Source organism: Mycolicibacterium parafortuitum (assembly GCF_010725485.1).
Taxonomy (GTDB): domain Bacteria; phylum Actinomycetota; class Actinomycetes; order Mycobacteriales; family Mycobacteriaceae; genus Mycobacterium.
In genome coordinates this window covers 3,409,084-3,422,017 of the sequence record NZ_AP022598.1, presented here as the reverse complement: position 1 = coordinate 3,422,017, position 12,934 = coordinate 3,409,084, and the positions used below count along the sequence as shown (strand labels likewise).

Here is a 12,934-nt window from a genome sequence, read left to right as displayed (position 1 = left end):
CCTATCGGGGATCGGGACGCTGCCCCGGAAGCAGGCCCCGCTTCTGCCGGCGCAGCACCTCCGCGCGCAGGTAGGCGATGAGCAGCCACACCACGACGAACAGCAACCCGATGAAACCGATGCCGGGATAGAGGAACCAGCCCGCCACGAGCGGCAGCTGAATCCCGAGGTTGGCCCACAGCGCCCACGGGCGGCCCTGCACCCCGGCCAGGAGCACCAGCAGCACCGCGACGCCCAGCACATAGGTGGTCGTCCAGACGGTCAGGCCCGGACCGACGGCGCCGACCACCGGCAGCGCCAGCAGCACGACGATGGCCTCCAGGATCAGCGTCCCCGCCATCACGCCACGGAAGCTCTTCCACGGATCCGGCGGTGGGCCTGCGGCGGGTTGCGGCGGTTGCTCGCTCATGCGGGGTCCTTTCCGAACAGCGTGCGCGCCGCACCGGCGGTGACCACCGATCCGGTGATGACGATCCCGGCGCCGCTCATCCCTGCGGCGTCACCGTCACTGCCGGACTCCTCGACCAGCGCAGTCGCGGTCTCGATCGCGTCCGGGAGGGTCTCCGCGGTGACGACCCGCTCGGGCCCGAAGAGCTCCTCGGCCTTGACGGCCATCGCAGCCGCCTCAAGCGCTCGCGGGGATCCGTTGTGGGTCACCACGATCTGGTCCAGCACCGGTTCGAGCGCGGCCAGGATGCCGTCGACGTCCTTGTCCCCCATCACCGAGACGACACCGACCAGGAAGCGGAAGTCGAACTCGTCGCGCAACGTCTCCGACAGCGCCGCCGCCCCGGCCGGGTTGTGCGCGGCATCGATGAAAACCGTTGGTGCGCTGCGCATCCGCTCCAGTCGCCCGGGCGAGGTGACCGAGGCGAATCCGGCTCGCACGGTGTCGAGGTCGAGCTGACGCTGCGCGCCCGCCCCGAAGAACGCCTCGACAGCCGCCAGGGCGAGCACCGCGTTGCGGGCCTGGTGCTCGCCGTGCAGCGGCAGGAAGATCTCCGGATACAAACCCCCGAGGCCCTGCAGCTCGAGAAGCTGACCACCGATGGCGACCTGGCGGCCGACGACGGCGAACTCCGAGTCCTCGCGGGCGACCGCGGCATCGGCGCGCACCGCCTGGGCGAGCAGAACCTCCATCGCCTCGGGCACCTGGCGGGCGATGACGGCGACGGTGTCGGTCGGGACCAGATCGTCGGCCTGGCGGGTGATGATGCCCGCCTTCTCCGCCGCGATCTCGGCGACGGTGCCGCCGAGATAGTCGACGTGGTCCAGCCCGATCGGGGTGATGACGGCGACGGGCGCGTTGACGACGTTGGTGGCGTCCCACCGTCCGCCGAGCCCGACCTCGACCACGGCCACGTCGACCGGTGCGTCGGCGAACGCGGCGAACGCCATCGCGGTGACGACCTCGAACTTGCTCATCTTGGGTCCGCCTGCGCCCTCGGACTGCTGGTCGACGAGCTCGACGAACGGTTCGATCTCGCGGTAGGTGTCCACGTAGGTCGCCGGGCTGATCGGCACACCGTCGATGGAGATGCGCTCGACGGCCGATTGCAGGTGCGGGCTGATGGTGCGCCCGGTGCGCCGGGAGAACGCGGTCAGCAGCGCGTCGACCATCCGCGCGACCGAGGTCTTGCCGTTGGTCCCGCCGATGTGGATCGACGGATAACCCTGCTGCGGCGATCCGAGCATCTCCAGCAGCGCCGAGATCCGGCTGGTGCTCGGCTCGATCTTGGTTTCCGGCCAGCGTTGGTCGAGCAGATGCTCGACCTGCAGCAGGGCGGCGACCTCGTCGGGCGTGGGTTCGGTCATGAGAGTGCGGCCAGCCGCGCCTTGATCCGTTCCACTTCCTCACCGGCGATCTGCCGACGCGCCCTGATCTTGTCGACGACCGCCTCGGGCGCCTTGGCCAGGAACGCGTCGTTGCCGAGTTTCGCCGACGTGCCGGCCAGCTCTTTCTCGGCGGCGGCGAGGTCCTTTTCCAGCCTGCGGCGTTCGGCGTCGACGTCGACGGTGCCGGAGGTGTCCACCTCGACCACGACCGTGGCCGAGGACAGCCGCACCTCGACCGAGGCCGATGGGGTGAATCCGTCGGCGGGTGGGGTCAGCCAGGCCAGCGCGGTGACGGCGGGCACGTGGGCGTCCAGACCCGCGGCCGTCACCTCCGACAGCCGGGCAGGCACCTTCTGCCGGTCGGCCAGCCCTTGGTCGCTGCGGAACCGGCGCACCTCGGTGATCAGCTTCTGCATGTCGGTGATCCGTTGCGCCGCAGCATGATCGGGCGCGAAACCGCTTGGCTTCGGCCAATCCGCGATCACCAGCGACTCACCGCCGGTCAGCGTCTTCCACAGCACCTCGGTGACGAACGGCATCACCGGGTGCAGCAGCTTGAGCAGTGTGTCCAGCACCGCGGCGAGCACCGCTGTAGTGCGAGCGGTGCGTGCCTCTTCCTGGCCGAGTTGCACTTTCGCCAACTCCAGGTACCAGTCGCAGAACTCGTCCCACGCGAAGTGGTAGAGCGCCTCGCAGGCCCGGTTGAACTCGTAGGCGTCCAGGGCGGCGTCGACGTCGGCGCGGACTTCTTCGAGCCTGCCCAGGATCCACCGGTCGGCGTCGGTCAGTTCGGCGGCCGGCGGCAACGGGGCCGGGCTGGCCCCGTTGAGCAGTGCGAACCGGGTGGCGTTGAACAGCTTCGTCGCGAAGTTGCGGGACGCGCGGGCGTGGTCCTCACCGATCGCGAGATCGCCGCCCGGGCTGGCGCCGCGGGCCAGGGTGAACCGCAGCGCGTCGGCGCCGAAGGTCTCCACCCAGTCCAGCGGGTCGATGCCGTTGCCGCGCGACTTGCTCATCTTGCGGCCGAACTCGTCGCGGATCAGGCCGTGCAGGAACACGTTCTCGAACGGCACCTGCGCACCCCGGGCGCCGTCGCCGGTGATCGCCGCGTCGTCGCCGACGAAGGTGCCGAACATCATCATCCGGGCCACCCAGAAGAACAGGATGTCGTACCCGGTCACCAGCACCGTCGTCGGATAGAACTTCTCCAACTCGGGGGTACGGTCCGGCCAACCCATCGTCGAGAACGGCCACAGCGCGGAGCTGAACCAGGTGTCCAGCACGTCCGGGTCCTGTTCCCAGCCCTCCGGCGGGGTCTCGTCGGGGCCGACGCACACGGTCTCGCCGTTGGGGCCGTGCCAGATCGGGATGCGGTGGCCCCACCACAGCTGGCGCGAGATGCACCAGTCGTGCATGTTGTCCACCCAGGCGAACCACCGCGGTTCCAGGCTTGCCGGGTGAATCACGGTGTCGCCGTTGCGAACCGCATCGCCGGCAGCCTTGGCCAGCGACTCCACCTTGACCCACCACTGCAGGCTGAGCCGGGGTTCGATCGGCTCACCGCTGCGCTCGGAGTGCCCGACGCTGTGCAGGTACGGCCGCTTCTCGGCGACGATGCGGCCCTGGGCGGCGAGCGCCTCCCGCACCGCGACCCGCGCCGCGAAGCGGTCCATGCCGTCGAACTGCGTGCCGGTGCCCGCGACGCGGCCCTTGGTGTCGAGCATCGTCGGCATCGGCAGCTGGTGTCGCAGGCCGATCTCGAAGTCGTTGGGGTCGTGTGCCGGGGTGACCTTGACTGCGCCCGTACCGAATTCGGGGTCGACGTGCGAGTCGGCGACGACGATGAGCTCGGTGTCGAGGAACGGGTGCGGCAGCGTCGTGCCGACGAGGTGGCGGTAGCGGTCGTCGTCGGGGTGCACCGCGATCGCGGTGTCGGCGAGCATCGTCTCCAGCCGGGTGGTGGCGACGACGATGTGCGGTTCGGCGTCGTCCATCGAGCCGTACCGGAACGACACCAGCTCACCCTCGACGTCCTCGTACTTGACCTCGAGGTCGGAGATCGCGGTCTCCAGCACCGGGGACCAGTTGACCAGCCGCTCGGCCTGGTAGATCAGCCCGGCGTCGAAGAGCCGCTTGAAGATCGTGCGGACGGCGCGCGACAGCGTCTCGTCCATCGTGAACCGGTCGCGGCTCCAGTCGACCCCGTCGCCGATGCGGCGCATCTGCGCCCCGATGGTGCCGCCGGACTCGCGCTTCCAGTCCCACACCTTCTCGATGAACTGCTCGCGGCCGAGGTCTTCCTTGGTCTTGCCGTCGGCGGCCAGCTGCTTCTCGACCAGCGTCTGGGTGGCGATACCGGCGTGGTCCATCCCGGGCAGCCACAGCACCTCGAAGCCCTGCATGCGCTTGCGCCGGGTCAGCGCGTCCATCAGGGTGTGGTCCAGCGCGTGGCCCATGTGCAGGCTGCCGGTCACATTGGGCGGCGGCAGCACGATCGAGTACGCCGGCTTGTCGCTTGCGGGGTCGGCGGTGAAGTAGCCGGCCTTGACCCAGCCGTCGTACAGATCGCTCTCTACCGCCCCCGGATCCCAGGACTTGGGCAGGGAGTCGAGCTCGGGGACGCTGCGCGCGTCACCGTCGGAGTTGGGCTGGGAAGTCACCGCGCCATTCTAGGAAGTCCCTGCGGGTGGTTCGGTCGCGCCCGACGGACCGCCTACTTTCGCCCGCCCAGCAGACCGCCCAGGATGTCGCCGAGCGGTCCGCCCTTGTCCCCGCCGAGCACGCTGCCCAGAATGCTGCCCAGCGGGTTGTCGCCTCCGCCACCCGCGCCCTGCCCGCCGCTGTTCCCGCCACCCAGGATTCCGCCGAGGATGTCACCGAGTCCGCCACCGGACTGACCCGACGGCGCGCTCTGCCCGCCGGACAGCTTCCTGCCGATGTAGGCGAGCACGATCGGCGCGAGGATCGGGAGCAGCTTGTCGATCAGCTCGCTGTTCCCGGCGCCGCCACCGGACAGCGCCGAAGCCACCTGACCGGTGTCGTTGCCGCCGAAGATCTTGGTGATCGCCTTGGACCCGTCGGTCTCGTCGACCTGGTCGACGTCGACGCCGCCGTCGAGCAGGCCGCTGGCGGCGTGATTGTCGGCCGCGGCGGCGATGCCTGCCGCGGCGCCGGGGTCCGCGGCGTTGTATTGCAGCCCGCCGACGAGCACCGGCAGCAGTGTTTTGACCGCGCTGCTGACCTCGTTCTCGTCCGCGCCCAGCCGCTGCGCGATCTGCTGTGTCGGAATCTGCGCGTAGAGCTCATCGAGGTCGGCCATGATCCGACGGTAGACCCGCCGACAGGCGCCCGGAAGACTTCGGCTAGGTCAATCGCGTGACGTCGAGCCGGACCTGGGCGGCGGGGAATCGGGCCAGCAGCGCATCGCCCATCGCGGCCGCCGGGGTCAGGATCCCGCGCAGGTCGGACAGCTTGTCGCGGTCCAGCGCGAGCGCCAGGCCGCTCTCGCCGAGCAGCACCGCGGTGGCCTTGTACCCGGGGTCGCCCTGCTGCGACATCCGGGCAACGTAGCGCGCGCCCGTGCTGGTCGTGGTGTACGTCTCGACGGTGTAGTGGCCCTTTTCGCGGGTGCGTTCGTCGGGTCCGGTGCCCGGCTTGGGCAGGACACGCTCGAGCACACCGCGCGGCACCCGGTCGATGAACCGGGTTCCGAGTCCGATGGTGGCGGCGTTGCCCGCCGTCGCCATCGCCGCGAGCACCGGTGCGGCCACCGAGCGGCCCAGGCTCATCTGCTCGCCGTACTCGAAGCGCCGGCCGTAGCCGTAGCCGAGCAGCGCGTTGCTTCGTCGCACGATCCGTGAGTTGGGCAGCGCCATCGGGAACGCACCGACCCAGTAGCCGTCGAGCTCGGGGGCGATCTCACGGCCACGCCGCCACCGGGCGTCGGGTTGGGCGCCGAGTTCGGGTTCGGCGGCCCGGTCCGGGCTCAGCGTGTACGGATCCTCGACCAGTCGCCGTCCGTCGGGATCCTGCGCGGCTTCCCGGACGAACTCGAGCATCGACGCCATGGTGCCGCCCGAGACGCCGCCGGCGAAGGTCCTCGCGACGAAGTTGGTGTCGGTGAGCTCGCCGGTGCCGTCCTGCTGCGCCTGCCGGTACAGCGCGAACACCGTCAGATCGGACGGGATGGAATCGAACCCGCACGCGTTCACGATGCGCGCCCCGGTCTCGACGGCCTGCTCGTGGTACTGGTCGATGGCCTTGCGGACGAACAGACTCTCACCGGTCAGGTCGGCGTAGTCGGTGCCCGCGGCCGCGCAGGCGGCCACCAGCGGCAGTCCGTAGCGCAGGTAGGGGCCGACCGTGGTGATCACGACACGGGTGCCGGCCGCCATCTCGTTGAGGGTCGACGGCTGCGACGCGTCGGCGGCGATCAGAGGCCAGTCCTGCGCCGCCTCGCCGAGCGAGTCGCGCACGGCGAGCAACTTGTCGGTGGAGCGGCCGGCCAGCGCGATCCGGGCACCGCTGCCCGCCGTGGCCAGGTACTGCGCGGTGAGTTTCCCGACGAATCCGGTGGCTCCGTACAGGACGATGTCGTGGTCGCGCTGGTTTCCACTCATGTCCGCCGACGCTACCCGAGCAGTTCGGGCACCTCGCTGTCCTCGCCGAGCACGTGCCTGCCGAGGAACGCGAGCACCACCTGGTACCAGAGCTTGGCGTGCTGCGGGCTGAGCACCCAGTGGTTCTCCGACGGGAAGTACAGGAACCGGTGCTCGGTCGAGCCGTCATCGGCGGCGGGCAGCGCCGAACGGCTGAGCAGGTCGTACCACAGCCGCAGCGCCTCACCGATCGGCACGCGGTAGTCCTTGTCGCCGTGGATGACCAGCATCGGGGCGGTGATGTCGGCGACGAACAGGTGCGGTGAGTTCGCACTCGTCATCTCCGGGGTCATCTCCCTGGCCCACCAGTAGCTGCCGTCGGTGGTGCCGCCGAACTGGTCGAGCGCCCACAGGCCGGCGTGGGTCACGATCGCGGCGAAGCGGTCGGTGTGACCGGCGATCCAGTTGGCCATGTACCCACCGAACGAACCACCCATCGCCGCGGCGCGGGTGCCGTCCACCCTCGGATGCGCGCATGCGGCGTCGGTGGCCGCCATCAGATCGGTATACGGTGCGAAACCCCATGCCCCCCAGCCGCGTTGGATGAAGTCCTGTCCGTACCCGGTGGACAGCGCCGGGTCGGGCAGCAGCACCGCATACCCCTGCGCGGCCATCAGCCACGGATTCCAGCGCCAGTGCCAGGCGTTCCAGCTGCCCAGGGGGCCGCCGTGGATCCACAGCACCAGCGGCGCGGGTTCCTCACCGGCGGGTAGCACCAGCCACGACCGGACCGGCGTCCCGTCCTCTGCCGTGGTGGTGATCTCGGTGAGGGTTCCCGGAAGTTCCGGGTGCGCAACGCAATCCAGGACGGTCACCGCTCCGTCCGGGTCGATCCGGACCGGATGCGGTGGCGTCGCGTAGGAGCTGCGCAGTGCGAACAGCACTCCCCCGGGCGCGGTGCGCACGTCGGAGTAGGTGTGATCGTCGGCGACGACGGCGCTCACCGCAGCGGTCTGCGGGTCCACCCCGAATATCGGCCCGCGCCCGTTGTCGTCGGCGGTGACGATCAGCATCGAGCCGTCGCGGGACCAGGCCACCGAGGTGGGCCAGCGGTCCCAGTCGCCGGTCAGCTCGCGCGGTTCTCCGCCGAAACGCAGCAGCCCCAACGTGATCCGGGGTGCCTGATGCGGCGTGGACAGGGTCTCCCGCAGGTAGGCCACCGACCGTCCGTCCGGCGCGATCGCCGGGAACCCGAGGTCGGCGCCGGGATCGTCGGCGATCACGACACGCTCACCGGTGGCCACGTCGATCCGGACCAGGACGCTGCGCAGGGCCGCCCCCGGTGCCGCGGCGTTCCAGGACGTGACCACGAAGGCGCCGTCACGGCTGACGTCGAAGTGGCTGTCGCGCAGTGCATCCGCGGGACCGGCGGTGAGATCGCGGCGGGTGCCGCCGTCGGCGTGGAACAGGTGGGTCTGCGCGGGCCCGATGTCGTGATCCCAGGACCGCACCGGGTATCCGGCGTGCAGGATCGCCGACACCTTGTTGTCCTTGCGCGCGGCACGCAGCTTCTCGTCGGCGTCGAGGTCGGTGGCCGACGGCAGCATCGACGAGGCCAGCACGGTCGCGCCGCCCGCCGACACCACGCCGTCGACGCCGCCGGGCATCGCGCACACCTGATAGGCTTCCCCGCCCGAGGCGGGCAGGCACCACAAAGCCTTGGGCGGCTTGTCCTCACCGGCGCCCGGCCGGGAGGCCAGGAAGAACAGATCGCCGTCGGCGGTGAACACCGGAGCCGACTCCCCCGTCCTGCCGTGGGTGATCCGCCGGGCCGGTCGACGTCCCGTCGGGTCGAGTTCCCACAGCGCGCTGACGAACTCGACGCGCTTGTCGTCGAGCGTCGCGACCGTCGTCACGACCCGGTCGCCGTCGGGCGACACCGCCAGTCCCGAGACCCGGGGCAGGGACAAGAACTCGTCGAGGTCGTGAAACGGTGTGCTGGAGACCGGATTCGCGTCCGGATGAGCGGCCATGCCTTCTTCGTAACACAGCCCACGGCACGACTTCACACGGAATTAACTCGCCTTGACAGGTGGGACACATTCCCACGGTTAGCGTCAACCCTCGTACACCATCAGTACCTCGAGGACACTACGAATAAACGCGGCGGCTCGGGGCATGTCAGTCAACCCACACGGCGGAGGTTCCTTTGACACCTGAAGTGGAGGACGCACTCGCAACGATGGCGTCCGTCAACAATGAATTCTTCTACTGGATGTCCATCGCTTTGATGATGCTCATCCACGCGGGATTCCTCGCCTACGAAGTGGGCGCCTCGCGATCGAAGAACGTTCTGGCGACGGCGATGAAGAACCTGTTGGCATTCGCCACCATCGTGGCGTCGTTCTACTTCGTCGGCTGGTTCCTCTACAACGCGATGCCCAGTGGCTTCATCGAGTTCAACGATGCGGCCAAGGCGGCGCTGCCGTGGAGCGACAACATGGGCCCGAACGTCCAGGACCCGGCCAGCGGCATCTTCTGGGGCGCCTTCGCGCTGTTCGCGGCGACCACCGGCTCGATCATGTCGGGCGCTGTGCTGGAACGTATCCGGACCAGCGGCTTCCTCGTCTTGACCGTGATGGTCGGCTCCGTCACGTGGATCATCGGTGCGGCGTGGGGCTGGCATGGCGCCGGCTGGATGCTCACCAAGCTCGGCTTCCACGACGTCGGCGCCGCCGGCTGCGTGCACATGATCGCCGGCTTCGCAACGCTGGGCATCCTGATCAACCTCGGTCCGCGCATCGGGCGGTTCCTGCCTGACGGCAAGCCCGTGACGATCCGGCCGCACAACCTGCCGCTGACGATGCTGGGCCTGATGCTGATCTTCACCGGCTTCTTCGGCTTCCTGATGGGCTGCGTCATCTACGCCGGCGACGGCTACGCCACGATCTACGCCAGCCCGACGACGCTGAGTGCGTTCGCCTTCAACACGCTGATGGGTCTGGCCGGTGGCATCATCGGCGCATATCTGACCTCTCGTGGTGAACCGTTCTGGACCATTTCCGGTGGCCTGTGCGGTGTGATCGGCGTGGCGTCCGGAATGGATCTCTACCACCCTGCCCTGGGCTTCCTGATCGCGTTCGGCGCCGGCTGCATCGCTCCCTACATCGGAAAGCTGTTGGAGAAGTTCAAGATCGACGACGTGGTGGGCGCGGTCTCGGTGCACGGCGGAATCGGTCTGTACTCGGTGCTGATGGCGGGCATCTTCCTGTCCGGCTACCCCAACACCGACGGCAATCCCTCGGTGTCGCTGTGGGGCCAGGCGGTCGGGGCGATCGTGTTCGCCGCACTCGGCTTCATTCCGGCCTTCTTCGTGTCGCTTGGGCTGAAGAAGGTTGGTCTGTTGCGCATTCCGAAGGCGGTCGAAGAGCAGGGTCTCGACCTGAGCGAGGTGCCCGCGACGCCGTACCCGGAGGGCATCCCGGTCACGACCATGCGGTCGAGCAGTGGCACCGCGGTTCTGGCAGTCGGCGAGGAGGTCAGGTAAATGTTCAGTCCCATCGACAGTTACGACGACGCGGGTGTGGTGTTCACCTTCGGGGGATTCTCACTCGGAGTATGGCTCGTCTTCATCCTTGCGCTCGTGGTGTTCATCGGCTTCTTCGTCCGGATGGTCCAGCACGAGAACCACGCATACAAGGCGATCATCGAGCACCAGCCGGTGGAGCCGGGACCTGCGGCCGAAGGCGAACCAACCACCTACTGATCACGCCAAACGACGAAATCGCCCGGATCCGAATGGATCCGGGCGATTTCGTGTCAAACGGTCAGGGTCGGATCGCACGCCGAATGCACGGTTTCTGTCGGGTTCGTGTTCGAATCCGATCAGAAACCGTACATTCGGTGCGGGATTCAGTCCGCGTTCTGAAGCCAGGCGACCGCGCGGTCGCGGTAGGCGATGATGCCCTTGTAATCGGCCATGTCGTCGGGCAGGTCGGCGAGCACCGCCGCGGCGCGCACGCGCCACGGCTCATAGGCCGCCAGATCGGCGAGCGGCAGCAGGTAGGTGCGGATCAGGAAGCAGATCGATCCCGACTCGGGCAGCCGGATCAGGTGCTGCACCTCGACCCGAAGGTGCACCCGGCGCCCGAACTCCTCGTCGGAGACGGACTGAATCAGGGTGCGGTCGGGACCCCACTCGTGATAGCGCTCGGTCGACACGTCGAGGCGCCGGTCGATGGTCAGCGTCCAGTTGGTACGCCGGTAGGTCTCGCCGGGCTGCAGCCGCATCAGGAACTCGCGGGCACGGGTGATCACGCCGGTCTGCCGCAGCCGCGGGACCGGACCGTGGATCTCCAGAAAGGTCATCCCCACGTCGAACCCGAACGACCAGTCGGCCGCGAAGGTCACCACCCCGGCGTCGCCGAACAGATCGCCGTCGCGCTGGTCGAGCAGCACGATGTCCTCCTGGACTTGGCCGCCGATGTAGGCCAGCGGTTCGGCGGGCAGGGTCGACTCGTCACCCAACACGAAATCCTGGGTGATGCCGAGACGGTCGTTGCGCCATCGCCAGCCGGCCCCGTTGCGCTGCAGCGACATCGTGTCCGGGTAGGCGGTGGCCATCTCCCGCATCAGGGTCATCATCGCGTCCCAGCACGCCGTCCTCATATGCGGCAGCACCGCATACCGGGTCGGGTCGGCGGCGAGAATCTCTGCGCGCTCGGCGAGTTCGGCCTCGTATTCGCTGTCGATGTCCACAACCCGCTCGCCCCAGCGTCCCGCCGGGGTGGTCACCGTCGAGCCGGCGGGCTCGACATTGGTGGTATAGCGGTAGGTGTCCGCCGCGAACGGGAACGGGAACGTCTCGATCAGGTCCGGTGCCGAGATCACAGCGCCACCTCCAGGGTCTGGTCGGTGCAGCCACGCGACACACACGCCATCAGCGAGTCCCCCGCCCTCTTGTCGTCGTCGGTCAGATACAGGTCGCGGTGCGTGATCGCGGCGCCGCCGGCCACCGGGATCCGGCATTCACCGCACACGCCTCGGCGGCACAGGTTCGGGATGTCGAATCCGCGCCGCTCCAACGCCTCCAGCAGTGAGACACCGGGTTCGACGGTGAACCTCTCCCCGGTCGAGCGCACCTGGACGGAGAACGGCTCGCCGGGATCGAGGGCGTCGGAACCGAAGTGCTCGACGTGGATTCGACTCGCCGGCCAGCCCAGCGCCGTGGCGGTGACGCCGACGAACTCGATGAACGCGGGTGGTCCGCAGATGTAGAGATGGGCGCCGAGAGGTTGGGCGGCGAGGGCGGCCGAGATCTCGGTGGCGAACGGTGCGCGCCGGGTGTGGATCGACGCATACTCGGTCAGTTCGCGGATCGTGTCGACGTAGGCGTCACGCCCCGGCCGGTGGATGTAGTACAGCCGGACGTCGCGGCCCCACAGCTTCGCGCTGCGCAGGTGCGACACCATCGGGGTGATGCCGATCCCGGCCGCCACCAACAGATGTCGGCGCGCGCGCAGGACCGGTGCGAACGCACTGCGCGGCGGACGCGCGATCAGGGTGTCCCCGACCGCGAGTTCGTCGTGGATCCATTGCGATCCGCTGACCGCACCCACGGGCTGGTCCGCCCGGCGTAGCACCGAGATCACGTAGTGCTCCGGGGCGACCCCGTCCCCGGTCAGCGAATAGGCGTTGGCCGGCCGGCCGGTCGTCTCGCACTCGACGACGATGTGGCTGCCCGGGGTGAACGACGGCAGCGGGGCGCCGTCGACGTGGGTCAGCGTCAGGGTGCGGATGCCGTCGATCGAATCGTCGACCGCGGCCACGGTGAGCTTCAGCGCGGTCACGACGCCACCTCTTCGGCATCGATCATGAAGCCGAGGTGCGCACCCTGCCGCCGTGAGACGTGGTAGTACACAACGAGATTGCGACCGCAGCCCACGCACGGCACGACGTCCTCCAGTTCGGCCCGCAACGATGTGACGGCGCGGCAGTGCACGCACTGCACGGTGCGCAGTCCGACCTCGGTGGACGCGACGACGATCTCGTCGTCGGCGATGCCGAGGTCGAGTGCCGTGGCGCGCACCCGTAGACAGGCGTTCGCCGGCCCGGCGAGCATCAGCCGCCAACCGACACGGGCGCCGGCCACGTCGGCGACCAGCGCAGCGCACGCCGCGTCCGCGTCGTGCTCGTCGACCCGGTGGATCCTCAACCCGGATTCGCGCCCGGCGGCGTAGATCTCGTCGCTCCAGTCACGGACCACCTCGTCGCCGCCGGCGCCGAAGGCGATGACGGTCCAGTACCGTCCGGACGTGTCGGCGCGGGGTCGGGTCGCGGTCACGGCCCACGGCGGCACGCTTGTGAGCTCGAGAGCAGGTCTCATAAGTCAATGACACCTTTCGGTACACCACAGGTTGACAGGGTTGCCCTTCAGGAAACCAGCCTCGCGTTTCGGCAATGTGACTGTGCTGTCTCGTCCAGTTGACGCCTGCCCCGAT

At 68.9% G+C, this 12,934-nt stretch carries 11 protein-coding genes; 2 read left to right on the top strand and 9 right to left on the bottom strand.

Going from position 1 to position 12,934, the window contains the following annotated elements; genetic code table 11:
- Nucleotide 1: 1 nt before the first annotated feature.
- Genes NTM_RS16480 through NTM_RS16455 form a run of 6 tightly spaced genes read right to left on the bottom strand, consistent with a single transcriptional unit; the run spans nucleotide 2 to nucleotide 8,467 of the window.
- Entirely contained in the window at nucleotides 2-409 is a 408-nt protein-coding gene (locus NTM_RS16480) for a DUF4233 domain-containing protein (RefSeq protein ID WP_163766877.1), read from the bottom strand.
- Nucleotides 406-1,815: a bifunctional tetrahydrofolate synthase/dihydrofolate synthase gene (gene folC, locus NTM_RS16475; protein ID WP_163766876.1), complete on the bottom strand. Its 1,410-nt coding sequence runs from the start codon at nucleotides 1,813-1,815 to the stop codon at nucleotides 406-408. The genes NTM_RS16480 and folC overlap by 4 nt, the downstream gene beginning before the upstream one ends.
- The gene (locus tag NTM_RS16470) at nucleotides 1,812-4,496 is read right to left on the bottom strand and encodes a valine--tRNA ligase (protein ID WP_163766875.1); all 2,685 of its coding nucleotides are present in this window, start codon (nucleotides 4,494-4,496) and stop codon (nucleotides 1,812-1,814) included. Before NTM_RS16470 ends, folC begins: the two co-directional genes overlap by 4 nt.
- Before the next feature lie 53 nt (nucleotides 4,497-4,549).
- Nucleotides 4,550-5,155, bottom strand: coding sequence for a DUF937 domain-containing protein (locus NTM_RS16465; protein ID WP_163766874.1), 606 nt, complete (start codon nucleotides 5,153-5,155; stop codon nucleotides 4,550-4,552).
- Nucleotides 5,156-5,198: 43 nt separating this feature from the next.
- Nucleotides 5,199-6,455, bottom strand: coding sequence for a saccharopine dehydrogenase family protein (locus NTM_RS16460; protein WP_163766873.1), 1,257 nt, complete (start codon nucleotides 6,453-6,455; stop codon nucleotides 5,199-5,201).
- 11 nt (nucleotides 6,456-6,466) lie between these two features.
- A complete protein-coding gene (locus NTM_RS16455) occupies nucleotides 6,467-8,467 on the bottom strand; it encodes a S9 family peptidase (RefSeq protein WP_163766872.1) in 2,001 nt (666 codons plus the stop codon).
- A gap of 176 nt (nucleotides 8,468-8,643) precedes the next feature.
- On the opposite strand from NTM_RS16455, the gene NTM_RS16450 reads away from it, so the two are divergent.
- Nucleotides 8,644-9,981, top strand: coding sequence for an ammonium transporter (locus tag NTM_RS16450; protein ID WP_163766871.1), 1,338 nt, complete (start codon nucleotides 8,644-8,646; stop codon nucleotides 9,979-9,981).
- Complete coding sequence (locus NTM_RS16445) at nucleotides 9,982-10,200, top strand: hypothetical protein (protein ID WP_163766870.1); 219 nt, start codon at nucleotides 9,982-9,984, stop codon at nucleotides 10,198-10,200. It begins immediately after the preceding gene.
- A gap of 146 nt (nucleotides 10,201-10,346) precedes the next feature.
- On the opposite strand, the gene NTM_RS16440 is transcribed toward NTM_RS16445, so the two are convergent.
- From NTM_RS16440 to NTM_RS16430, 3 genes are read right to left on the bottom strand one after another with little or no spacing between them, the layout of a single operon-like run.
- A complete protein-coding gene (locus NTM_RS16440; RefSeq protein ID WP_163766869.1) occupies nucleotides 10,347-11,324 on the bottom strand; it encodes a heme-dependent oxidative N-demethylase family protein in 978 nt (325 codons plus the stop codon).
- A complete protein-coding gene (locus NTM_RS16435; protein ID WP_163766868.1) occupies nucleotides 11,321-12,283 on the bottom strand; it encodes a PDR/VanB family oxidoreductase in 963 nt (320 codons plus the stop codon). The genes NTM_RS16440 and NTM_RS16435 overlap by 4 nt, the downstream gene beginning before the upstream one ends.
- Complete coding sequence (locus NTM_RS16430; RefSeq protein WP_163766867.1) at nucleotides 12,280-12,819, bottom strand: dimethylamine monooxygenase subunit DmmA family protein; 540 nt, start codon at nucleotides 12,817-12,819, stop codon at nucleotides 12,280-12,282. The genes NTM_RS16435 and NTM_RS16430 overlap by 4 nt, the downstream gene beginning before the upstream one ends.
- Between the last annotated feature and the right edge of the window lie 115 nt (nucleotides 12,820-12,934).

Coding starts and splice junctions, on each gene's coding strand:
- NTM_RS16460 (WP_163766873.1), bottom strand. CDS start 6,455: ATGAGTGGAAACCAGCGCGACCACGACATCGTCCTGTACGGAGCCACC.
- NTM_RS16430 (WP_163766867.1), bottom strand. CDS start 12,819: ATGAGACCTGCTCTCGAGCTCACAAGCGTGCCGCCGTGGGCCGTGACC.
- NTM_RS16465 (WP_163766874.1), bottom strand. CDS start 5,155: ATGGCCGACCTCGATGAGCTCTACGCGCAGATTCCGACACAGCAGATC.
- NTM_RS16445 (WP_163766870.1), top strand. CDS start 9,982: ATGTTCAGTCCCATCGACAGTTACGACGACGCGGGTGTGGTGTTCACC.
- NTM_RS16480 (WP_163766877.1), bottom strand. CDS start 409: ATGAGCGAGCAACCGCCGCAACCCGCCGCAGGCCCACCGCCGGATCCG.
- NTM_RS16455 (WP_163766872.1), bottom strand. CDS start 8,467: ATGGCCGCTCATCCGGACGCGAATCCGGTCTCCAGCACACCGTTTCAC.
- folC (WP_163766876.1), bottom strand. CDS start 1,815: ATGACCGAACCCACGCCCGACGAGGTCGCCGCCCTGCTGCAGGTCGAG.